Source organism: Xanthobacter sp. NM-25 (assembly GCF_022138605.1).
Classification (GTDB): domain Bacteria; phylum Pseudomonadota; class Alphaproteobacteria; order Rhizobiales; family Xanthobacteraceae; genus Xanthobacter.
In genome coordinates this window covers 47,057-70,115 of record NZ_JACBFS010000004.1, presented here as the reverse complement: position 1 = coordinate 70,115, position 23,059 = coordinate 47,057, and the positions used below count along the sequence as shown (strand labels likewise).

The following is a 23,059-nucleotide window of genomic DNA, read 5'->3' as shown; positions in this document are numbered from 1 at the left end:
GCTGAGCTGCGCCACGAGGCTTGTGGTCCGCTCCGCTTCGCATTAAGTACACTATATCGATTAATTTATGGAAGTTAAATCGAGATCCGGTCGCCAACGATCGTTAGGATGCAAGAAGCCATGTCCACGCAGCCCTCCGCCCTTCGTGAGCCGTCGCGCTCCACCCCCATCGAATCATTGAGCCCGCTGCGGGATTTCGTGGTGGCATTTGGACGGCTGCTCGACGCCCAGCCCGACGAACCGTGCATCCTGCGCGAAGGCGGCGCGCTGCTCACCACTTTGGTGGCGAATGACAGCTGGCTGCCGCAGGCCTATGCCCAGCCCCATCCGAATTACTACCAGCAATATCTGCTGCATGCGGATTCCACGGAGCGCTTCAGCGTGGTGAGCTTCGTGTGGGGTCCCGGGCAGGCGACGCCCATTCATGACCACACGGTCTGGGGTCTCATCGGCATGCTGCGCGGCGCCGAATATAACCAGCCCTACGCCCTCGATGCCGCCGGCCGGCCCCTGCCCCAGGGCGCGCCGAGCCGGCTGGAACCGGGCACAGTGGAAGCGGTTTCCCCCACCATCGGCGACCTGCATCGGGTGAGCAACGCTTTCGCCGATCAGGTCTCCATCTCCATTCACGTCTATGGCGCCAACATCGGCGGCGTGCATCGCCACACCTACCCCGAGCAGGGCGCGCCCAAGCCTTTCGTTTCGGGCTACAGCAACACCACGTTGCCCAACCTGTGGGATCGCTCCAAGGACGGGCTCAAGGATCGCGTGCCGGCATGACCTTTCAAGACACCGCCATCTTCCCCGTTCTGTCGTTCGCCGAAGTGCGCGCGCGGCTGCTGGCCCGCCAGGAAACCGCGCTGCTCGACGTGCGCGAGGAAGCCCCCTTCGCCGAGGCCCATCCCCTGTGGGCCGCCAACCTGCCCCTGTCTCGGCTCGAGCTCGACGCCTGGCGACGCATTCCGCGTCGCGACACGGTGCTGGTGCTCTATGGCGACCACGACGGAGAGGACATCGCGCCCCGCGCCGCCCGACGCCTCGCCGCGCTTGGCTATACGGCGGTCCATCTGCTGGAAGGCGGCCTGGAGGGCTGGCGCGCCGCCGGCGGCGAGTTGTTTCGTGATGTGAACGTGCCGTCCAAATCGTTCGGCGAGTTGGTGGAGCATGAGCGGGCCACGCCCTCGCTGCCGGCCGAGGAACTGGCACAGCTGATCGCCGATCAGGCCGACGTTGTGGTGCTGGATGCCCGGCGCTTCGATGAATATCGCACCATGAGCATCCCCACCGCCACCTCGGTGCCGGGCGCCGAACTGGTGCTGCGGGCGCGGGCGCTGGCGCCGGATCCGCACACCCGGATCATTGTCAATTGCGCCGGTCGCACCCGCTCCATCATCGGCACCCAATCCCTGGTGAATGCGGGCCTGCCCAATCCCATCGCGGCACTGCGCAACGGCACCATCGGCTGGCTGCTGGCCGGCCAGACCCTCGACCACGGCGCCGATCGCCGGCCGCCGGAGGCACCCCCCGCCGCCCGCGCCCAGGCCCAGGCCGACGCGCGCGCGGTGGCCGAACGCGCTGGCGTGCGCCCCCTGCCCTATCCCGAACTTGTGGCATTGGACGCGCCCGATCGCACCACCTATCGGCTCGATGTGCGCACGCCCGAAGAATATGCGACAGGCCATCTCCCCGGCTTCCTTAGCGCCCCCGGCGGCCAATTGGTGCAGGAGACAGACCACCACGCCCCGGTGCGAGGCGCCCGCTTCGTGCTGGATGATGACGATGGCGTGCGCGCCCGCATGAGCGGCTCCTGGCTCGCGCAGATGGGCTGGGAGGTGCATGTGCTCGAAGGGGTGACGGCCGACGCCCGCAGTGCCACCGGCGACGCGCCCGTCAATCGCCCGCCTCTGCCCGAGGTGCCTCTGATCACCGCCGAAACGCTGGCCGCCCGGCTCGCCGCCGCCGAGGGTGATCCGGCCGCGCTCCAGGTGATCGACGTCAATCCCGGCATCGACTATGTGCGCGGGCACATTCCCGGCGCTTGGTATGCCATCCGCGCCCAGCTCCCGGCAGCGCTCAAGGCGGTGCCCCGCGCCCGGCATTATGTGGTCACCTGCGGCCGCGGCATCCTGGCGCGTTTGGCCGCGGCAGACCTGATCGCGCTCCTCGGACAGGAGGCCGAAAAGGAGGCCGCAGTGTCGGTGCTGGAGGGCGGCAATGCGGCCTGGGTCGCGGCGGGGCAGCCGCTGGAGAGCGGCGAGACCCGGCTCGCCGTGCCGCGCACCGATCGCTATCGCCGGCCCTATGAGGGCACCGATGCGCCGCGCGCCGCCATGCAGGCCTATCTCGATTGGGAATTCGGCCTGGTGGACCAGCTGGCCCGGGATGGCACCCACCATTTCCGGGTGATCTGACCTCCACACCGCATCGCCTGCGACACCTGAGCATGCGTCGCAAGCCGTCGCTCGGGGCGCCGGTCCGAGTGCTCCCTGTGACGCGTCTCGCCGTGTGCACGGCGCGTCCCCGTGCGCCCTGACACCCTGCCACCTGACATCTCGACAGCGCTCCGCGCCGCCGCCGAGCGCTGGGGAAAGTGCGCTTGACTTCATTCTATATTTGATCAATCAGTTTAGTGTGTTTTAGAGAGATCCACCATGCTCCTTACCCGTCGCGGCGTCCTCAAGGGCGCCTTCGCCGCCACGTCTGCCCTGGCTCTGCCGGCCCTGCTGTCGCGCCCGGCGGGCGCCGCCGGCGACTATCCGACAAAGCCCATCACCCTGCTCTGCCACACTGCGCCGGGCTCGGCGGCGGATGTCTATGCCCGCGAACTGGCCCATGCCATCGAGCCGGTCCTGGGCCAGCCGGTGGTGGTGGTGAACCGGGTGGGCGGCAACGGCATGGTGCAGATGGCGGCGCTGCAGGCGGCCCCGGCGGATGGCTACACCCTCGGCATCAACACCCTTTCCCATCTGTCGATTCTGCGGACGGGCGGCAAGGACGTCTACACCCTCGACAGCTTCTCCTGGATCGCGCGGGCGCAACTGGAAGGCTTCTTCACCGTGGTGCGGGCCGACTCGCCCTGGAAGACGCTGCCGGAATTCGTCGATCACGCGAAAAACGCGAAGACGCTGGTGAATATCGGCGGCCAGGGCGCGCCCGGCTCGGCCCATAATATCCATTTTCACCTGCTAGCTGACGCTGCGGGATTCAAGTTTAACTGGATTCCCTTCCCCGGTGGCATCGAACATCTGACGGCCCTGTTGGGCGGCACCCTCGATGCCACCAGCAACAACCCGCAGACCATTGTCCAGTTCGCCGAGGCCAACCGGGTGCGGCCCCTGGGCGTGGCCAGCGAGACCCGGCTCGAAGCCTTCCCCAAGGTGCCCACCTATATCGAGTCGGGCTATGCGGTGGACCCGGCCTGGAACCAGATCCGCGGCATCATCGGCCGCAAGGGCCTGTCGCCGGAGATCCAGCAGAAGCTGGCGGACGCCGTGGCCAAGGGCACCCAGTCCGACGGCTGGAAGAGCTATATGAAGAACGCCAGCCTGACGGAAGGCTTCCTCGGCCCCGAGGACTACACCGCCTTCATCGTCAAGCAGGACGCGCTGACCTATGCGTGGCTGAAGAAGCTCGGCCTCGCGGCATGACCACGACGAACGCCAACACGCCAGACCCCGCGCCGCGCCCGCTGCTCTCGGCTCGCGGCGCACGCATCAGTGCCGGACTTGCGGCCGCCGGGATCGCGAGCTGGTTCCTCTGGCAGAGCCTGCTGCTGCAGGGGGCGGCCGGCAGCGATGCGGTCGGCTCCGGTGCCTTTCCCGGCCTAGTGGCGGCGCTGATGCTGCTTGCCGCTGTGGCGCTGATCCTCGGCATCGGCGAAACGACGGCCAGCGACGATGCGGAGGCCGAGGAGGGCGTCTCCATTGCCCATCCCGGGGCGGTGCTGGCCCTGTTCCTGGCGGTGGTGGCGCTGGTGCTCTCGTTCGATAGGCTGCCGGTTTATCTCGCCATCGCCGGCTTCACCTTCATTGTCCAGTTCGCCTTGGGCGAGCGCCGGTGGGCGCTTCTGATCGGCGGCAGCATCGCCCTGGCTGCTTTGGTCTGGCTGCTGTTCGCGCAGCTGTTGCGCGTGCCGCTCTGAGCGCCCGCAAGGCGCGCCCCTCTCCCGCCGGAGCACGACCTCTGGCCTGATGTTCCGCGAAAGAAGACGCCGTGTTCGAACAGCTCGCCCTCGCCGCCGGCCATGTGCTCCAGCTTGGCCCCCTGCTCGCCATCCTCATCGGCACCGTCATCGGCTATGCCATCGGCGCCATGCCGGGGGTGGGGCCGCTGCTCACCATCGCCCTCTTGATCCCCTTCACCTACGGCATGGACCCGTCCACCGCCGTCGTCGGCCTGATCGCGCTCTATGTGGCGGCCGAATATGGCGGCGCCATCACCGCCATCCTCCTCAACACGCCGGGCGAAGCGGCCGCGGTGGCCACCTCGTGGGATGGCTATCCCATGGCGCGCAAGGGCGAGGCGGCCAAGGCGCTGCACATCTCCATGATCGCCTCCGGCATCGGCGCGCTGATCAGCGCCGTGCTGCTGATCTTCACCGCCGTGCCGCTGGCGGAACTGGCGGTGCAGTTCGGGCCCAGCGAGTATTTTGCCCTCGCGCTGCTCGGCCTCACCCTGGCCGTGGGGCTCGGCCGCGCCGGCGCCGCCCGGGGCATCATCGCCGTGACGCTGGGATTGCTGCTCGCCACCGTCGGTGTCGATCCCATCTCCGGCGTGCCGCGCTTCTCGCCCACGCCCGGGCTTTACGACGGCATTCCCCTGGTGGCGGCCCTGACCGGACTCTACGCTTTGTCCGAAGCGCTGCTGCTGGCGGAAGAAGCCCGCCGACCGGCGCCGCGGCCGGCACCGTTCGGCTCGCTGCTGCATTTCCCCCTATCGCTCTACCGCGGGCTGATGGGCACCATCCTGCGCTCGTCGGTCATCGGCTTTGTGGTGGGGGTCATCCCCGGTGCCGGCGCGGTGATCGCCTCGCTGGTCGCCTATAACGAAGCGGTGCGCACCTCGCCGGAGCCGGCGAGCTTCGGCAAGGGCAATCCCCACGGCGTCGCCGCCGCCGAAGCGGCCAACAACGCCGCCGTGCCCGGGGCGCTGGCGCCGCTGCTGGCCCTCGGCATTCCCGGCTCGTCCACCGCCGCGGTGCTGGCCGGCGCGCTGATGATCCAGGGCATCCAGCCAGGGCCGCTGCTGTTCGCCAAGCACCCGGAAATTCCCTACGCGGTGTTCGCCTCGCTCATCATCTCGGTGCCCATCATGGTCATCACCGGCCTTGCCGGCGCGCGGCTGTGGGCGCGGGTGATCGAGGTGCCCAAGCCCCTCTTGGCGGCAGGCATCGCCGTCACCTGCCTGGTGGGGGCCTATTCCACCACCAACGATGCCTATCCGGTCTATGTGACCCTGGCGTTCGGCCTCATCGGCTGGGGCTTGCGCAAATGGGGTATCCCGCTCGGGCCCCTGGTGCTCGCCTTCGTGCTTGGCGACATGCTGGAGATCAATTTCCGCCGGGCGCTGATGGTCGCCCAGGGCGATCTGTCCATCTACCTCCACCGGCCCATCACCCTGGTGCTGCTGGCGCTGGTGGTGGTCTCCCTCGGCCTTGCCCTGGCGCGCCGCCATCGCGCCAAAGCCGCCCTCGCCGATTGAGCCGGAGGCCTATCATGCCCCTGACCGCACACTTCGCCCGTCACATCTCCGAAGCCCGGCTGGAGAGCGCGCCGGAGGCGCTCGCCGCCGCCCGCGACGGGGTGCTCGATTTTCTCGCCTGCGCCTTCGCCGGGGCTGAAGATCCCTCCACCAGCCAGCTCCGGCGGGTGCTGGCCCCGGCGGCGGGCGCGCCGGTGGCGCAGCTCATCGGCCGGCCGCAGCGGGTGGATCTTTACACGGCGGCCCTCATCAACGGCCATGCCGGCCATGCCCTCGATTATGACGACGTGCACGCCAGCGTGCGCGGCCACCCCAGCACCGTGATCCTGCCGGCGCTGCTGGCCCTTGCCGAGGCGCGTGGGGCAAGCGCCCGCGCCCTGCTCAGCGCTTATGTGGTGGGGGTGGAGGCCATGGCCCGGCTGGGCCTCGCCCTCGGCAGCCGCCACTATGAGCTCGGCTTCCATTCCACCGCCACCCTGGGCACCATCGGAGCCGCGGCGGCCGCCGCCCATCTGCTCGGGCTCGATGCCGCCGCCACGGCCAATGCGCTGGGGCTCGCCGCCACCCAGTCCGCCGGCCTGCGACTGCAGTTCGGCACCGATGCCAAGCCGCTGCACGCGGGCCTCGCGGCGCGCTCCGGCCTCCTTGCCGCGAGCCTTGCCGAAGCGGGCCTTGCCGGCTCATCCGCCTTCGCCGATGGCCCCATCGGCTTCCTGACGGCCTACGGCGCGGGCGCCGAGGCGCCGGAACGGCTGGTGGAGGGCTTCGGCGCGCCCTGGCAGATCGTGGCGCCCGGCCTGATCTTCAAGGAATTCGCCTGCTGCACCGGCACCCATTGCGCCGCCGAGGCCACCCTGGCGCTGCGGACCGAACACGCCATCGATCCGGCCCAGGTGACGGCGGTGACGGTGACCTTCCCACCCGGCGGCGACGCGCCCCTGGTGGTGCAGCGGCCCGCCACCGGCACCGAGGGCCGCTTCAGCGTGGAATATGTGGTGGCCCGCGCCCTCATCGACGGCCGCCTGCCGGTGGATGCCTTCGACGAGCGGCCGGTGGAGGCCGATGCCGCCCACCTGCTCGCCAAGGTGGCCCGCCGCACCGATGCGGCCGCCCCGCCCATGCGCAATGACGCGCACACCCGCTTTTCGGTGGTGGAGATCACCTTGGCCGATGGTCGCAGCGTTTCCCAGCGGGTCGCCAAGGTGCGCGGCGCCTGTGATCTCAGGGCCAAGTTCCTCGATGCCGCCGGCCCGGTGCCGGCCCGCCAGGCGCTGCCCGACCTCATCGCCCGGATGGAGAGCGCGGCCGATCTCGCCGCCCTGTTCACCGGCCTTGCTTCTGCCCCCTCGTCCTCGCGCCGCACCGCCGCGGCCTGATTGATCGCAAAAGGACTTTCCCCATGGCGGACGCTCCCCGACATCTCCACCTCGGCCTGTTCCTGCAGGGCGCCGGGCACCATGTGGCCGGCTGGCGCCACCCCGATGCCCAATCCGGCTCGGAGAATTTCGCGCTGCTGCAGCAGGTCGCCCGCACCGCCGAGCGCGGCAAGTTCGACATGGTGTTCCTGGCCGATGGCCTGTCCACCACCACCGACGCGCACCCCTCCATGGTGGTGCGGCTGGAGCCGCTGACCCTGCTGTCGGCCCTGGCCCTATCCACCAGCCGCATCGGCCTGGTGGCGACGGCGTCCACCACCTATGGCGAGCCGTTCCACACCGCCCGGGTGTTCGCCTCCCTGGACCATATTTCCGGTGGCCGGGCGGGTTGGAACGTGGTGACCACCTCCTACGCCCGGTCCGCCGCCAATTTCGGCCGCGCCCACCCCTCCCATGCGGAGCGCTACGCCATTGCCGGCGAATATGTGGACGTGGTGAAGGGCCTGTGGGACAGCTTCGAGACCGGCGCCGTGGTCGCCGACAAGGCGAGCGGCGTCTATGTGGATCCGGAACGGGTGCATGTGCTCGAACACGAGGGCGCCTATTTCTCAGTGAAGGGCCCGCTCAATTCCTCCCGCAGCCCCCAGGGCCAGCCGGTGATCATCCAGGCCGGCTCGTCCGATCCCGGCCAGGAGCTGGCCGCCCGCACCGCCGACGTGGTGTTCACGGCGCAGACCGACGTTTCTGAAGCCCGCACTTTCTATCGGGGGCTGAAGGACCGCCTCGCCCGCCATGGTCGCCGGCCCGAGAGCCTCGCCATCATGCCGGGCCTGTTCCCGGTGATCGGCCGCACGCCGCAGGAGGCGCGGGAGAAGCTCGACCTGCTGCAGAGCTGGACCGATCCCACCTCCGCCTATCCGCTGCTCAACGAGCGCCTGGGCGCGGATGTCTCCGGCTATCCCCTCGATGGGCCTTTGCCGGACTTGCCGGACAGCGACCAGATCAAGAGCCGGGCGCGGCTGCTGATCGAGCTGGCGCGGCGCGACACGCTGACGATCCGCGATCTGCTGAATCGCGTGGGCGCGGCCCGCGGCCATTGGATGGTGGTGGGCACCCCGGTGGATGTGGCGGATGCTGTGGAAGCCTGGTTCAAGGCCGGCGCCGCCGACGGATTCAATGTGATGCCGCCCTATTTCCCCGGCGGTCTCGACGATTTCGTCGATCACGTGGTGCCCATCCTGCAGGAGCGGAACCTGTTCCGCACCGATTACGAGGGCTCTACCCTGCGCGCGCATCTGGGCCTTGCGGCGCCGGAGAACCGCTACACCGCCGCCCGCACGCCCGCGCCCACCAGCGCAGCCTCCTGAGGCCGCCGCGACAGCGAACCCGGCCGCGCCTTGCGCGGCTGGTCCCGGCGGTCGGCCGACAGGTGCCAAGTGGCCCGCCAAGCGCTGCCCCATGCTGGCATCGACCAAGCTGGGGCCGCCTCCTGCCGCAATAGTCCCACATCGCCCGCGCGTCCCCGTCTCTGCGGCCCCATATGCGTCGGCCGCACTTACCGGCCTGCGCCGATCCGGCCCGACCGCCGCTCAACAGACGTGACCCACTGACAGGGCCACAAAAGGCACGCTGACAGCCTCCCGCACGACCCAGCCGGCAACCCCAACCGCTCTCCGGCATCGCCCCGACGAACCGGAGGCCAGCCGCTGGCTTCGGGCTGTGCCCGCGCGCCGTCGCAACTGCTGCGCCAAACACCACTGGACAAAGGTCGATGAGATCATCGCTTGACTCATAGTTTATTATTTCAATAAATTTTGTAAACTAATGACTCACCGTGGAGATGTCCGTGCCCCGACCTCCCGTCCCACCCAACGGCCGACCACCACAGGCGGTCGCCACGTCCACCCCCACCAGCCGGCGGGCGCTGCTGCGTCTTGGCCTGGGTCTCGGCGCCATGACCGCCTTGGGCGGCGCTGGTGGCCACGTGCTCGCGGCCAATCTTTTGCGCGCACCGGCAGCCATCCGGCCCGCCATCGATGCCCAGTTCCCGCTTTGCCGCACCGCCGCCGACGGCACCACGCCGACTGGCCCGCTGCGGCCGCTGAAGCTTGCCTGGACGGCGAGCGGCATCTGCACCGCCGCCGCGCCTGTGGCGAAGGAAACCGGCATTTTCGCCCGCCACGGCCTCGACGTGGATTTCGTCAATTTCGGCGCCTCCACCGAAATGCTGCTGGAGGCACTCGCCACCGGCAAGGCGGACGCCGGCCTCGGCATGGCCCTGCGCTGGCTGAAGCCACTGGAGCAGGGCTTCGACGTGAAGATCACCGCCGGCCTCCATGGCGGCTGCATGCGGCTTCTGGGTGCGCCGCAGGCGGGGGTGAGCGATCTGCAATCCCTGCGCGGCAAGACCATCGCCATCGCCGATCAAGCCGGGCCGGCCAAGAACTTCTTCTCCATCTACCTCGCCGAGCGCGGCATCGACCCGTTCAAAGAGGTGGAGTGGCGCCAATATCCCGGCGAGGCGCTCACCCTGGCGGTGGACAAGGGCGAGGCGCAGGCCATCGCCCATTGGGACCCCTTGACCTGGCTGTTCCTCAAGGAGCGGCAGGCGGGTGGCGAGAGCGCGCGCTTCGTGGAGATCGCCTCCAATCTCTCAGAGAAATATGCCACCCGATCGTGCTGCATCATCGGCGTCAACGGCAGCCTGATCCGCAATGACAAGCCGGTGGCCACCGCCCTCACCCGCGCCATCCTGGAAGGCGGCCATGTGGTCCACCAGGACCCGCGGCGGGCCGCCGAGATCTTCTCGGCGTATGGCGGCAAGGGCTCGGTGGACGAACTCGCCGAGATGCTGCGCAGCCACACCCACAATCACGCCCCCGTCGGCCCTGCCCTGAAGCAGGAGATCGCCCTCTACGCCGAGGAATTGAAGGTGGTCCAGGTGTTCCGCCCCACCACCAACACCCAGCGCTTCGCCGAAAAAGTCTATGCGGACGTGCTGAGCTGAGGAGACATGTGATGACCGACCAGCTCGTCGAAACCGCCGCCGGCCGCGCCGTCGCGGCCACGCGGCCACCACGGGCGCAGCGCATTGGCGCGCGGCCCGGGATCTGGACCACCGGCCTTCTCGCCGGCGCCGTCTGGCTCGCCACCGGCGCCTATTCCGGCCTGGTGCCGGATGCGGACGATTTCCCCTACACCTTCGATTTCGCCGTTGGCCTCAGCGTCATCGGTGCCATCCTCCTCGGCCTCGCGCTGCTCGGTCCGACAGCCCGCATCCCCCTGCGCACCCTGCGCTATTGGGGGCCCTGGCTGGTGGTGGTGCCGCTCGGCCTTCTGGCGTGGGAGATCGTCACCGCCAAACTGGAGCTGCTGCCCCGCCCCTTCTTCGTACCGCCGCAGGCACTGGTGGAAGTCTATTTCGATGATTGGGAAAAGCTCGGCCTCAGCACCGTTGCCTCGCTGAAGCTGCTGGCCTGGGGCTATGGCATCGGCGCCGTGGTCGGGGTGGCGCTGGGCGTCGCCATCGGCTGGTGGCGGGCGGCCGGCTACTGGGCCCACCCGGTGCTGCGTTTCATCGGCCCGCTACCCGCCACCGCGTGGCTGCCTGTGGCCTTCTTCCTGTTCCCCTCCAGCTGGAGCGCCAGCGTGTTCCTGCTGGCCCTGGCCACCGGATTTCCGGTGACCATCCTCACCTGGTCGGGCATCGCCAGCGTCAACAAGGACTATTACGACATCGCCCGCACCCTCGGCGGCAACCAGCGCTTCCTGGTGCTGAAGGTGGCCATTCCCGCCGCCCTGCCCCACGTGTTCGTGGGCCTGTTCATGGGCCTCGGCACCTCGTTCGCGGTGCTGGTGGTGGCCGAGATGCTGGGCGTGAAGGCCGGCCTTGGCTGGTACCTGCAATGGGCCCAGGGCTGGGCCGCCTACGCCAACATGTATGCCGCGCTGATCGTGCTGGCGCTCATGTGCTCCGGCCTCGTCACCCTGCTGTTCCGCGTCCGTGACCACGTCCTCGCCTGGCAGAAGGAGCTCGTGCGGTGGTGACCGAAACCCTTTCCCGCGACATTCCAGCGGTATCTGCGGCCTCCGGCATCCGGCTCACGGTGGAAAACGTGAGCCATGCCTTCACCCTCAAGGATGCGCCCCTGCCGGTGCTGAGCCAGGTGAGCTTCACCGCCGAGCCGGGGGAGTTCGTGGCGCTGCTCGGCCCCTCCGGCTGCGGCAAGTCCACCCTGCTGCGCCTGGTGGCGGGGCTTGAGCAGGCCACCGAGGGCCGGGTAGATGCCGATGGCGCGCCCATCCGCACGCCTGATCCCTCCCGCATCCTGGTGTTCCAGGACCCCACCCTCTACCCCTGGCGGACCGTGGGGGACAATGTGGCCCTCGGCCTGGAAGCCCGCGGCATCCTGCGGCGCGAGCGGACACGGGTGGGCAAGGCGCTGTCGCTGGTGGGGCTGGCGAGCTTCGCCGGCGCCTATCCCCGGCAGCTCTCCGGCGGCATGGCGCAGCGCGTGGCCCTCGCCCGAGCCCTGGTCAACGACCCGCGCCTGCTGCTGCTGGACGAGCCTTTGGGCAAGCTCGACTCCCTCACCCGCATCACCATGCAGGCTGAGCTGCTGAAGCTCTGGGAGGACGCCCGCTTCACCGCGCTCCTGGTGACCCACGACGTGGAGGAAGCCCTGTTCCTGGCGGAGCGGGTCATCGTCTTCTCCGAGCGCCCGGCCCGCATCAAGGCCGATGTGAAGGTGGACGTGCCCTACCCGCGCCATCGCGGCGACCCGCGGCTGGCGGAACTGCGCCATCACCTGCTCGGCCTGCTCGGCCTCGACGCCACTTGGTGAGGCGCCGCCCACGCGCTCGCCCCCAGCCCACGCGCGCCGCGGCCCCCGACGGCCCCGGCGCGCTGCCCGTTTTGCCCGTTCCTCACCCAGGAGCCCCTGATGTCCCGTGATACCGAAGATCGTTCCACCTCCCGCCGCGCCCTGCTGCGCTATGGCCTTGCCGCCGGTGCCGCCACCGCCCTCGGTGGGCTCGGCGGCCGCGGGCTGGCAGCCAATCTGATGGGCGCGCCCGGCGCCATCGGCACTGCGGTCAATGCTGAGTTTCCCCTCTGCCTCACCGCCGCCGACGGCGCCGCCCCCACCGGGCCGCTGCGGCCGCTGAAGCTCGCCTGGAATGCCAGCGCCATCTGCACCGCGGCGGCGCCGGTGGCCAAGGAGACCGGCATTTTCGCCCGCCATGGGCTCGACGTGGATTTCGTCAATTTCGGCAGTTCCACCGAGCAATTACTGGAAGCCATCGCCACCGGCAAGGCGGATGCCGGCATCGGCATGGCACTGCGCTGGCTGAAGCCCCTGGAGCAGGGCTTCGACGTGAAGATCACCGCCGGTGTCCATGGCGGCTGCCTGCGGCTGCTGGGTGATGCCGGCGCCGGCGTCACCAGCGTGGCGGCGCTGAAGGGCAAGACCATCGCGGTCTCCGATCAGGCCTCTCCGGGCAAGAACTTCTTCTCCATTTATCTCGCCGAACTGGGCATCGATCCGGTGAAGGACGTGGAGTGGCGGCAGTATCCACTGGAGGCGCTGCCGTTGGCGATCCAGAAGGGCGAGGCCCAGGCGCTGGCCGATGCCGACCCGCGCACCTGGATCTGGATCAAGGAATCCAACGGCAAGCTGGTGGAAATCGCCACTAACCTCTCCGGCAAATATGCCGACCGCACCTGCTGCATCATCGGCGTGCGGGGCAGCCTGGTGCGCGATGAACGGCCGGTCGCCACCGCCCTCACCCGCGCCATCCTGGAAGGCGCGCACAAGGTCGGCGCCGACCCCGAACTCGCGGCGCGGGTGTTCGCGGGCTACGGCGGCAAGGGCTCGGTGGATGATCTGGTGGCCATGCTGAACAGCCAGGATCATCACCACAGCCCCATCAACACCGCCCTGAAGCAGCAGCTCGCCCTCTATGCCGACGAACTGAAGCTGGTGCAGGTAATGAAGCCCACCACCAACAGCCAGCGCTTTGCCGAGAAGATCTATGTGGATGTGTTGAGCTAAGCCCCGGCCATCCCGCAGGAGCGACGGCGAGCGGCATCGGGCACCGCTCGCCGCATAACTTTATATAATTTCGATTGATTAAGTGGATATATATTCTAAGCTGGCTTCGACCGATCGCCAGTCGTTGCCCGACCTCTCCGAGGATCTCCCGCACGGAGCCGAAGCACGGGCCAGGCTTCAAGCCGAGGAGCAAGACCATGAGCAGGCGCGAGCTGCATCTCAATGTGAACACCCTCAACTCCGGCTTCTACGGCTCAGCGTGGCGCGCGCCCGGCGCGGACCCGGCTGCGTTCATCGATGTCCGCCATTATGTGCGGGTAGCGCAGGTCGCCGAGCGGGGCACCTTCGATGCCATCTTTCTCGCCGATGTGCCGAGCTTCGCCGACCGGCCCGAGCATCGCCCCTTCCAGGCCCTGGAACCGACGATTGTGCTCGCTCACGTGGCCGCCGCCACCGAGCACCTGGGGCTGATCGGCACCGCTTCCACCAGCTACAATCACCCCTACAATCTGGCCCGACGCTTTGCCTCCCTGGATCTCGCCAGCGGTGGCCGGGTGGGCTGGAACATCGTCACCACGGCCGATCCCGCCGCCTCGCGCAATTTCGGCGCCGATGCGCTGGAGGCCCATGCCACCCGCTACGAGCGGGCGGCTGAATTCGCGCAGGTGGTGACCGCGCTGTGGGACAGTTGGGAAGACGACGCGCTGGTGGCCGACAAGGCCAGTGGCCGCTTCATCGATACCGCCAAGGTCCACGCCATCCACCATTCCGGACGCTATTTCCGGGTGGAAGGTCCGCTGAACGTGCCGCGCTCCAGCCAGGGACGCCCGGTGCTGGTGCAAGCTGGTGGCTCCGCCGACGGACAGGCGCTCGCCGCCCGCACCGCCGAGGCCATCTTCAGCGTGGCCCATTCCAAAGCCGACGCGCTGGCCTTCGCCCAGGCGATCCGCAGTCAGGCACGCGCCTTCGGGCGCAGCGGAGACGATATCGTCATCCTCCCGGGCCTCGGCACCATCATCGGCTCCACCGAGGCGGAAGCCCGGCGCCGCGAGGAGGAACTCTGGGAGCTGATGCCCGGCGACTATGGCCTGCGCCGGGTGGCGGGCATTCTTCGCGTGGATCCCGCCAGCCTTGATCTCGACAGCCCCCTGCCCGACGTGCCCCGCCCGAGCGATGGCATGCAGACCTTCTTCGATGCCCTGGTGAGCGCCGCCCGCCGGGACAAGCTGACGGTTCGCCAGCTCATCCGCCAGTTCGGCGGCAGCACCGGCCATCGGGTGGTGGTGGGCACGCCCGAGCAGATCGCCGATGATATCGAGGACTGGTTCCGCACCGGCGCGGCGGACGGCTTCAACCTGATGCCGGACGTGCTGCCCGATGGGCTCGAGGTGTTCGTGGATCATGTGGTGCCGCTGCTCCGCCGGCGCGGCATCTTCCGCACCCACTACCAGGGCCGGACCCTACGCGGCCATTTCGGCCTCGAAGTGCCACAGAGCCGCTTCGCTGCCAGCACCTGCACACCCGCCGCAGCGAACGCCTGAAAGCGGCCTGTCGCGCCTCACCTCAACGGGACCGGTCGCCGCCTGGAGCCTCACGCACCAAGCCAGCGGGGGGCTCATATTTATTGCCAGAACAGCGTTTTGGCCTGCCTCGCGACCCAACCTCGCGAACCAGAGGATTGGACGATTTATTTATTTGACTTAATCCATCTATTTAATGATTAATGGCGTTACACCGACGCGCGCCAGGAGCGGCGACGCTGCTTTCGACGCCAATCCCGCGTCACACGAGATCCCCCACGACATCGCCCGCGAGAACACCCATGAATGAAATCGTTTCCGCCGCACGGACGGCCCCTTCGGCACCCCTTCGTCCTCAGTCTCCGGCGCTCGATGCGCTGATCGAGGTCATCGCCGAAGGCGCGCTGAAGCGTGAGGCCGAGCGCATCCTGCCCCACGAGCCGCTGGCCCTGGTTCGCCAGGCCCGGCTCGGGGCGCTGCGGCTACCGGTGGACGCCGGCGGCGCGGGAGCATCATTCCGCGAGCTGTTTCAGGTGGTGCTGAAGCTCGCCGCCGCCGATCCCAACGTCACCCACATCCTGCGCAACCACTTCACCTTCGTGGAGCGCTACGCCCGCACCCCGAAGAATGAGGCGGAGGCGCGCTGGCGCGAGGCGGTGGCGGGGGGCGCCATCGTCGGCCTCGCCAATACGGAGAGCAACGCCAAGGTGGTGGGCGGCTCCCCCTTCGCCACCGTGCTGGAGCCCGATGGCGATGGCTGGCGCATCACCGGCCGCAAATACTACTCCACCGGCACCCTGTTCTCCGATTTCGTGCTGGTGCGCGTCGCCACCCCGGACGGGCGCAACGCCTCGCTGGTGCTGCCGGTGAAGCGTGAGGGAATCGAGCTGGTGGACGACTGGGATGGCATCGGCCAGCGCCTCACCGGCTCCGGCACCACCGTGTTCAACAATGTGCGGGTGGAGCCCGACGAGGTGGTGGTCGACGCCGACGGCATCGGCTACGGCGCCTATTACACCAGCACCCTGCCCCAACTGTTCCTCACCACAGTGAACGCCGGCATTCTGCGCGCGGTGCTGAAGGACGCCACCGCCCTCCTGAAGAGCCGTACCCACACCTTCTTCTTCGCCCCGGCCCCGGTGCCCACCGAAGACCCCATCCTGCAGCAGACCATCGGCGAGCTTTCGGCCTATGCCTTCGCCGCCGAAACCCTGATCCTGGCCGCCGCCGATGCCCTCGATGTGGCCGACCGCCAACGCAGCACCGGCGCTAGCGAAGAGGATCTGCGCGAGGCCGGTCACGAAGCCGCCGTACGGGCCGCGCGCGCCAAGGTCATCATCGACGACTTGGTGCTGCGCGCCGGCGGCCAGCTGTTCGATGTGGGAGGCGCCTCGGCGGCCCATCGCGACGCCAATCTGGACCGCCACTGGCGCAACGCCCGCACCATCGCCTCGCACAATCCGCGCGCCTACAAGGCCCGCCTGCTCGGCAAGCTGGAAATCGACGGCACGCCGCTGCCCTCCGCCAGCTTCTTCTGAGCCGCCCGCACTCCACATGCGCCGGCCAGGGCCGTTCTCGGCCGGCACCTCCTCATTCGTATCGAGCCTCCCGCGTCATGCCCCATTTCCCGTCCCGCCTGCCTGCCCTCTCCCGCCGCACGCTGTTGTCCGGCGCCGCCGCAACCTTGCTGGTGCCGGCCACCGCCCGCCTTGGCGCTGCCGCGACGACCTCCAGCGAATCCCCCGCGCCGAAGGCCGGCGGAACACTGGTGGCGGTGCTCGATCCCGAGCCCGCGGGCCTGGTGGCCGGCATCACCATCTCGGCCCCGGCGGTGGCGGTGTCCTCAAACATCTTCGACGGCCTCGTGGATTATGACGAGGGTTTCAAGCTCCGGCCGGCGCTGGCGAAATCGTGGGAGACTTCGGCCGACGGCACCACCATCACCTTCCGCCTGCGCGATGACGTGACCTGGCACGACGGCACGCCTTTCACCGCGGCGGATGTCCAATATTCCCTGATGGAGGTGACGAAGAAGACCCATCCACGCGGGAATGCGGTGTTCGCCAACCTCACCGCCGTGGAGACGCCTGATCCCTATACGGCCGTATTCCGGTTTTCCCGACCCTCTCCGGTAGTGTGGTCCGCCTTCAACGGCACCGAAACCCAGATCCTGCCCAAGCATCTCTACGAGGGCACCAACCCGCTCACCAACCCGTGGAATTCCAAGCCCATCGGTACCGGCGCCTTCATCTTCAAGGAATGGGTGAAGGGCGACCGGATCGTGCTGGAGCGCAACCCCAATTATTGGGACAAGGGCCGGCCCTATCTCGATCGGGTGGTGTTCCGCATCATCCGCGATCCCGCCTCCCGCGCCGCCGCCCTGGAGACAGGGGAGGCCCAATACATTCCGCTCAATCCGGTGCCGCTCGCCGACGTGGCCCGCATCCGCGCCTCGAAGGATCTGGTGGTCGAAACCCGTGGCTTTGAAGGCCCGGCACAGATGTATTTCTTTGACTTCAACCTGCGCCGCGAGCCGTTTGGCGATATTCGCGTGCGCCAGGCTTTTGCCCACGCGCTCAACCGGCAGGCGCTGGCGGATACGGTGTTCTACGGTCTCGCCAAGCCGGCCACCGGGCCGGTGCCGAGCTATCAGACCCAATTCTATACCGCCGACGTGCCGCAATACGACTACAGCCTCGCCAAGGCCGAGGCGCTTTTGGACGAGGCCGGGCTACGCAAGGGGCCGGACGGCGTGCGCCTGCGCATCGATCACATCCCCTCCGCTTATGGCGAGGACTATCGGCGCGCCGGCGAATACTTCAAGCAGGCACTGAAGCGCATCGGCATCGAAGTCACCCTGCGCAATTACGATCTGCCGAGTTATGTGAAGGTGGTTTTCACCGATTACGACTTCGATACCCATAGCGCCTGGTATTCCGCCTATCCCGATCCGCAGATCGGCGTTCAGCGCCGCTATTGGAGCCAGGCCATCAAGAAGGGCACGCCTTCTTCCAACGCCTCCGGCGTCGCTGATCCCGAGATCGATGCGGTCATCGCCCGCATCCAGACCGAAGGCAATGTGGAGGCGCGCAATGCCCAGATCCGCGAGCTGCAGCGCCTTGCCCAGGCGAAGCTGCCTTCGGTGAACCTGCTGGAACTCAGCTTCTTCCGCGTCTATTCGCGCCGGCTCGCCGGCATCGAATATGGCCCGTTCGCCGGCTACCAGTCCCTGAAGACCGTGTGGCTGGAGAGCTGACCCATGCCCCGGATCGCCCTTCGCCTGCCCGATGGACGGGTGCTGCGCTATCTCGGCCTGAGGGTGGTGCAGGTGGTGCCCACCATTCTCGCCATCGTGGTGCTGAATTTCTTCTTCCTGCGCCTCGCCCCAGGCGACCTCGCCGAGGTGATGGCGGGGGAGGCGGGCTCGGCGACGCCGGAATACATGGCGCTGCTGCGTCAGCAGTTCGGCATCGACGAATCGCTGCCGGCGCAGTTCGCGAAATACATGGGGCAGCTGCTGCAGCTGAACCTCGGCTATTCCTTCCGCAACTCCATGCCGGTGCTGGAGCTGATCTTGTCCCGCGCGCCCAACACCGCCCTGCTCATGCTCTCCAGCCTCCTGGTGGCGCTTTTGCTCGGCATGATGTTCGGCGCCATCAGCGCCCATTGGCGGGGGCGCTGGCCGGACGGCATCCTCTCCGCCCTCACCACGGTCGGCTTTGCCACGCCATTGTTCTGGGTGGGGCTGATGCTGATCGTGCTGTTCTCGGTGGAGCTGCGCTGGCTGCCGGCCGGCGGCATGTCCGACCTGCAGAACGTCCACACCGGCCTTGCCGCCGTGGGCGACGTGGCGCGGCACATGGTGCTGCCGGTGCTGTCGCTCGCCTTCTTCTACATCGCCATCTACACCCGCCTGACCCGCTCGGCGATGCTGGAGGTGCAGGAGCTGGACTTCGTGCGCACCGCCCGCGCCAAGGGCATCGCACCTCTACCCATCGCCGTGCGCCACGTGCTGCGCAACGCGCTGTTGCCCATCGTCACCATGACCGGCCTGCAGCTCGGCGCGCTGCTGTCGGGCTCGGTGGTGATCGAGACCGTGTTCGCCTGGCCCGGCATGGGGCGACTGGCCTTCGATGCCGTGTTCCAGCGCGACATCAATCTGCTGCTCGGCGTGCTGTTCTTCTCCTCGTTCCTGGTGATCGTGTCCAACCTCGCGACCGATCTCGTCTATGCCCTGCTCGACCCGAGGATCGACATCCGATGAGCCTCGACGCCACTTCAGCGCCACTGGCGCTGGCCCCCGCGCGGTCGCGCCGCAGCTGGCGGCTCAACCCCTCCTCCTTCACCGCCCGCTTCCTGCGCAGCCGCACTGCGCTCATCGGCACCACCGGCCTCCTCCTGGTCTCCCTGGCAGCGGTGTTCGCCGGCGTGCTGTTTCCCGGCGACCCCCTCGACATGGTGGCGCGGCCCTTCATCTGGCCCTTCACCACCTGGACCTATCCGCTGGGCACCGACATGCTCGGCCGCGACATCCTGGTGGGTCTCGTCTATGCCGCCCGCGTTTCGCTGGCGGTGGGGCTTGCGGCGGCGGCGCTGGCGGTGGGGCTGGGCGTTCTGTTCGGCGCCCTCTCCGGCTATTTCGGCGGCTGGGTGGACCAGGTGCTCACCCGCATCACCGAAGTGTTCCAGACCATGCCCTCGCTGGTGTTCGTGGTGGTGGTCGTGGCCATCCTCAGCCCCTCCATCACCTCCATCGTGCTCGGCATCGCCATCACCTCGTGGCCGCAGATCGCCCGGCTGGTGCGGGCCGAGACCCTGCGCCTGCGTGATGCCGAATTCGTGCAGGCGGCGCGGGTGATGGGCATGGGCCACGGCCGCATCATCCTCACCCACATCCTGCCCAACGCCATCTCCCCGGTGATCGTGGCCGGCTCCATCCTCGTCGCCCACGCCATCCTCACCGAGGCGGCGCTGTCGTTCCTCGGCCTAGGCGACCCCAACCTGATCTCCTGGGGGTCCATGATCGGCTCCGGTCGCGAGGTGCTGCGCACCGCCTGGTACATGACGGCGCTGCCCGGCATCGCCATCTCCATCACCGTCATGGCCCTCAACCTCCTGGGCAATGGGCTCAATGATGTTCTCAACCCGCGGGTGGCGCTGACATGAGCCCCGCCCTCCTCGATGTAGCCGACCTCACGGTGCGCTTCCGCACCCCGAGCGGCCGGCTGACGGCGGTGGACCGCCTCTCGTTCCAGGTGGCCGCGGGCGAAACCCTCGCCATCGTCGGCGAAAGCGGCTGCGGCAAGTCGGTGACCGCCATGGCCCTGCTGCGGCTGCTGAAGGCACCGCCGGCGGAGATTTCCGGCACCCATGTGCGGTTCGACGGCACCGACCTGTTGCCCCTCAGCGAGCGGGCCATGCGGGATCTGCGCGGCAACCGCATCGCCATGATCTTCCAGGACCCGCTTTCGGCGCTGAACCCAGTGCAGACCGTCGGCACCCAGATCATCGAGAGCCTCAAGCGCCATACCGCCCTGCGCGGCGCCGCTTTGCGGTCCCGCGCGGTGGAGCTTCTGGACCTGGTGCGCATTCCCGAGCCGCAGCGGCGGGTGGATGACTTTCCCCACCGCTTCTCCGGCGGCATGCGCCAGCGGGTGATGATCGCCATCGCCATCGCCGCCCGTCCGGCCCTCTTGATCGCCGACGAGCCGACCACCGCCCTCGACGTGACAGTGCAGGCGCAGATCCTGAAGCTGCTGGTGTCGCTGCAGCGGGAATTCGGCATGAGCCTGGTGCTCATCAGCCACGATCTCGGGGTGGTGGCGGAAACTGCCGACCGGGTGCTGGTGATGTATGCGGGGCGCAAGGTGGAAGAGCGGCCGGTGGCCGACCTGTTCGCCCGCCCGCTCCACCCCTACACCCGCGCCCTCATGCGGGCGCGGCCGACGCCCGGTGTCACCCGGGCATTTCTCGATGAGATTCCCGGCATCGTGCCCTCCCTCGCCGATCTCCCCGCGGGCTGCGCCTTCGCGCCCCGCTGCGGCTTCGCCATCGATGCCTGCCGGCTGCGCCCGCCGCCGCTGGAGCCTCTGGCGGGAGCCGGAGCCGTCGCCTGCATCCGCACCCACCACGCCCCTGTGGAGGAGCCCGCATGAGCGCGCCCGCCCTCGCCATCACCGACCTCGTGGTCACCTACGCCACCGCGCGCGGCCGCCTCACCGCCGTGGACGGCCTTTCCCTCACCATCGCGCCGGGTGAAACCCTTGGGCTGGTGGGCGAAAGCGGCTGCGGCAAGTCCTCCCTCGGCAAGGCCGTGGTGCAGCTGGTGGAGCCGCACTCGGGCGCACTCGCCGTGGATGGGCAGGACCTCACCACTCTCTCCGCCCGCGCGCGCCGCGCCCTGCGGCCGAAGGTGCAGATGGTGTTCCAGGACCCCATGGGCGCCCTCGATCCGCGCCAGCGGGCACTCACCATCCTGGAAACGCCACTGAAGCTCAACGGCGTTCGGGACAAGGCCGAGCGCCGCGCCCGGGTGCTGGCGCTGATGGAGGAGGTGGGCCTACGGCCGGAGCTGGTGGACCGGCTGCCCCATGAATTCTCCGGCGGCCAGCGCCAGCGGCTCGGTATCGCCCGGGCGCTGGCCCTCAAGCCCTCGGTGATCGTCTGCGACGAGCCGGTTTCCGCGCTCGACGTGTCGCTGCAGGCGCAGGTGCTGAACCTGCTGCGCCGGGTACAACGCACCACCGGCGTCGCCTACCTCTTCATCAGCCACGACCTCTCGGTGGTGGAGCACATCGCCGATCGCGTCGCCATCATGTATCTGGGCAAACTGGTGGAAATCGCCCCCCGCGACCGGCTCTGGCGAGCCCCCGCCCACCCCTATACCCGGGCGCTGATGGATGCGCTGCCGCGCATGGACCCGGCCCATAGCCGCATCGCCGACAAAGAGGTGATCGGCGGCGATCTGCCGAGCCCCTTCACGCCGCCGCAGGGCTGCCGCTTCCACACCCGCTGCCCGCTGGCGGTGGCGCGCTGCGCCGCCGAGGCGCCAGCGCTGAGACCCATTGCCGACGGCCATTTCGCCGCCTGCCATTTCGCGACGCCGGCGACGCCACAGCCCGCCCCCGCCGCGCCCCAGCGCCATCTCGTGACACCCGCCTGAGCGCGCCACGCCCCGCTGCCGACCGCATCTGCCTGCCCCCATTGCCTGCCCCGCCCGGCGCAGCCTCGTGCCCGCCGATCCGGAGACCCGACCCATGAATGCACGCATCACCCTGTCCCCCGCCGATTATCCCGACAGCCCCCTGTCGCAGGCATTGAAGCAGCCCCTGCTGCTCGGCCTGTTCCTACCCATCCAGAACGGCGGCTGGTCGCCCTCGACCCTGCCGCGCACCACCGACTGGACCTTCGACTACAACAAGGCCCTCACCCTCAAGGCCGAGGAGTTGGGCTTCGACCTCGCCTTCGGCCTCGCCCAATGGGTGGGCAAGAACGGCTATGGCGGCGCCCTCAAGTATCGCGAGCAGACCATCGACCCGTTCGTCACCGTGGCGGCGCTCTCCTCGGTCACCTCGCGCATCCTGCTCATCTCCACCATCCATGTGCTGTACGGGCCGTGGCATCCGCTGCACCTCGCCAAATTCTCGGCGACGCTGGACCACATCTCCGGCGGGCGGTTCGGCATCAACATGGTCACCGGCTATGCCCCGCGCGAACCGCGCATGTTCGGCATTCCCCACATCGAGCATGACGCCCGCTATGCCCGCGCCGACGAATTCATCGGCATGGTGGAGCGGCTGTGGGCCTCCAGCGAGAATGTCACCATCGACGGCCAGTATTGGAAGCTGGAGGAGGCCTTCGTCTCACCCCGCCCGAAATATGGCCGGCCGATCCTGGTCAATGCCACCGGCTCGGCGGCGGGCTTTGCCTATGCCGCCCAGCATTCGGATCTCGTCTTCATCACCAGCCCGGCGGGCGCCGAGATCGAGGCAGCGCTGGCAGCCCTGCCGGCGCATGTGGGCGCCCTGAAGGCCAAGGCGCGGGAGGTGGGCCGCGAGGTCAGGGCCATCATCAACCCCATGATCGTCTGCCGCCCCACCGAGCAGGAGGCGCGCGAATATCACGCCGCCATCCTCGCCCATGCGGATACCGAGGCGCTGCAGGGCTTCCTCGACCACCATGCCGCCGGCGACAGCCAGGCCTGGCGCAACCACAAAGGCGAGCACCGCATTCTGGGCGGCAACATCCAGATTATCGGCTCGCCGGAGCAGGTGGCGGACAAGCTCATCCGGCTGAAGCAGGCGGGCGTGGACGGCGTGCAGCTCGCCTTCTTCGATTTCCAGCCCGACCTCGATTATTTCGGCACGGCGGTCCTGCCCCTGCTGAAGCAAGCCGGCCTGCGGCTCTGATC

The 23,059-nt window shown here is 68.6% G+C and carries 19 protein-coding genes; all 19 read left to right on the top strand.

The features are described from left to right. Positions 1-120 precede the first annotated feature (120 nt). Positions 121-780 carry a cysteine dioxygenase gene (locus tag MEU52_RS12020; protein ID WP_238122534.1) on the top strand — a complete coding sequence of 220 codons (660 nt, stop codon included), beginning with the start codon at positions 121-123 and terminating at the stop codon, positions 778-780. Further along, positions 777-2,411, top strand: a complete 1,635-nt coding sequence (locus MEU52_RS12015) for a rhodanese-like domain-containing protein (RefSeq protein WP_238122533.1) — start codon at positions 777-779, stop codon at positions 2,409-2,411. The genes MEU52_RS12020 and MEU52_RS12015 overlap by 4 nt, the downstream gene beginning before the upstream one ends. 240 nt (positions 2,412-2,651) lie before the next feature. Continuing rightward, entirely contained in the window at positions 2,652-3,647 is a 996-nt protein-coding gene (locus tag MEU52_RS12010) for a Bug family tripartite tricarboxylate transporter substrate binding protein (RefSeq protein WP_238122532.1), read from the top strand. Next, entirely contained in the window at positions 3,644-4,141 is a 498-nt protein-coding gene (locus tag MEU52_RS12005) for a tripartite tricarboxylate transporter TctB family protein (RefSeq protein WP_238122531.1), read from the top strand. The genes MEU52_RS12010 and MEU52_RS12005 overlap by 4 nt, the downstream gene beginning before the upstream one ends. 71 nt (positions 4,142-4,212) lie before the next feature. Then, the gene (locus MEU52_RS12000; RefSeq protein ID WP_238122530.1) at positions 4,213-5,700 is read left to right on the top strand and encodes a tripartite tricarboxylate transporter permease; all 1,488 of its coding nucleotides are present in this window, start codon (positions 4,213-4,215) and stop codon (positions 5,698-5,700) included. Between the two features lie 14 nt (positions 5,701-5,714). Continuing rightward, a complete protein-coding gene (locus MEU52_RS11995) occupies positions 5,715-7,076 on the top strand; it encodes an MmgE/PrpD family protein (RefSeq protein ID WP_238122529.1) in 1,362 nt (453 codons plus the stop codon). 23 nt (positions 7,077-7,099) lie between these two features. Further along, entirely contained in the window at positions 7,100-8,443 is a 1,344-nt protein-coding gene (locus MEU52_RS11990; RefSeq protein WP_238122528.1) for an LLM class flavin-dependent oxidoreductase, read from the top strand. Between the two features lie 587 nt (positions 8,444-9,030). Then, positions 9,031-10,083 carry an ABC transporter substrate-binding protein gene (locus MEU52_RS11985; RefSeq protein ID WP_273546315.1) on the top strand — a complete coding sequence of 351 codons (1,053 nt, stop codon included), beginning with the start codon at positions 9,031-9,033 and terminating at the stop codon, positions 10,081-10,083. An 11-nt stretch (positions 10,084-10,094) separates the two neighbouring features. Beyond that, the gene (locus tag MEU52_RS11980; RefSeq protein WP_238122526.1) at positions 10,095-11,123 is read left to right on the top strand and encodes an ABC transporter permease; all 1,029 of its coding nucleotides are present in this window, start codon (positions 10,095-10,097) and stop codon (positions 11,121-11,123) included. Next, complete coding sequence (locus MEU52_RS11975) at positions 11,117-11,920, top strand: ABC transporter ATP-binding protein (protein WP_238122525.1); 804 nt, start codon at positions 11,117-11,119, stop codon at positions 11,918-11,920. The genes MEU52_RS11980 and MEU52_RS11975 overlap by 7 nt, the downstream gene beginning before the upstream one ends. Before the next feature lie 99 nt (positions 11,921-12,019). Then, entirely contained in the window at positions 12,020-13,129 is a 1,110-nt protein-coding gene (locus tag MEU52_RS11970) for an ABC transporter substrate-binding protein (RefSeq protein WP_238122524.1), read from the top strand. A 197-nt stretch (positions 13,130-13,326) separates the two neighbouring features. Continuing rightward, a complete protein-coding gene (locus MEU52_RS11965; protein WP_238122523.1) occupies positions 13,327-14,670 on the top strand; it encodes an LLM class flavin-dependent oxidoreductase in 1,344 nt (447 codons plus the stop codon). A 281-nt stretch (positions 14,671-14,951) separates the two neighbouring features. Beyond that, positions 14,952-16,187: an acyl-CoA dehydrogenase gene (locus tag MEU52_RS11960; protein WP_238122522.1), complete on the top strand. Its 1,236-nt coding sequence runs from the start codon at positions 14,952-14,954 to the stop codon at positions 16,185-16,187. A 77-nt stretch (positions 16,188-16,264) separates the two neighbouring features. After that, the gene (locus tag MEU52_RS11955) at positions 16,265-17,905 is read left to right on the top strand and encodes an ABC transporter substrate-binding protein (RefSeq protein WP_238122521.1); all 1,641 of its coding nucleotides are present in this window, start codon (positions 16,265-16,267) and stop codon (positions 17,903-17,905) included. A 3-nt stretch (positions 17,906-17,908) separates the two neighbouring features. Next, the gene (locus tag MEU52_RS11950; protein ID WP_238122520.1) at positions 17,909-18,913 is read left to right on the top strand and encodes an ABC transporter permease; all 1,005 of its coding nucleotides are present in this window, start codon (positions 17,909-17,911) and stop codon (positions 18,911-18,913) included. Continuing rightward, positions 18,910-19,815: an ABC transporter permease gene (locus tag MEU52_RS11945; protein ID WP_238122519.1), complete on the top strand. Its 906-nt coding sequence runs from the start codon at positions 18,910-18,912 to the stop codon at positions 19,813-19,815. Before MEU52_RS11950 ends, MEU52_RS11945 begins: the two co-directional genes overlap by 4 nt. Continuing rightward, a complete protein-coding gene (locus MEU52_RS11940; protein ID WP_238122518.1) occupies positions 19,812-20,804 on the top strand; it encodes an ABC transporter ATP-binding protein in 993 nt (330 codons plus the stop codon). Before MEU52_RS11945 ends, MEU52_RS11940 begins: the two co-directional genes overlap by 4 nt. Next, on the top strand, positions 20,801-21,811 hold the full coding sequence (locus MEU52_RS11935; protein ID WP_238122517.1) for an ABC transporter ATP-binding protein: 1,011 nt from the start codon (positions 20,801-20,803) through the stop codon (positions 21,809-21,811). The genes MEU52_RS11940 and MEU52_RS11935 overlap by 4 nt, the downstream gene beginning before the upstream one ends. Before the next feature lie 94 nt (positions 21,812-21,905). Then, a complete protein-coding gene (locus MEU52_RS11930; RefSeq protein ID WP_238122516.1) occupies positions 21,906-23,057 on the top strand; it encodes an LLM class flavin-dependent oxidoreductase in 1,152 nt (383 codons plus the stop codon). The last annotated feature ends 2 nt before the right edge of the window (positions 23,058-23,059 follow it).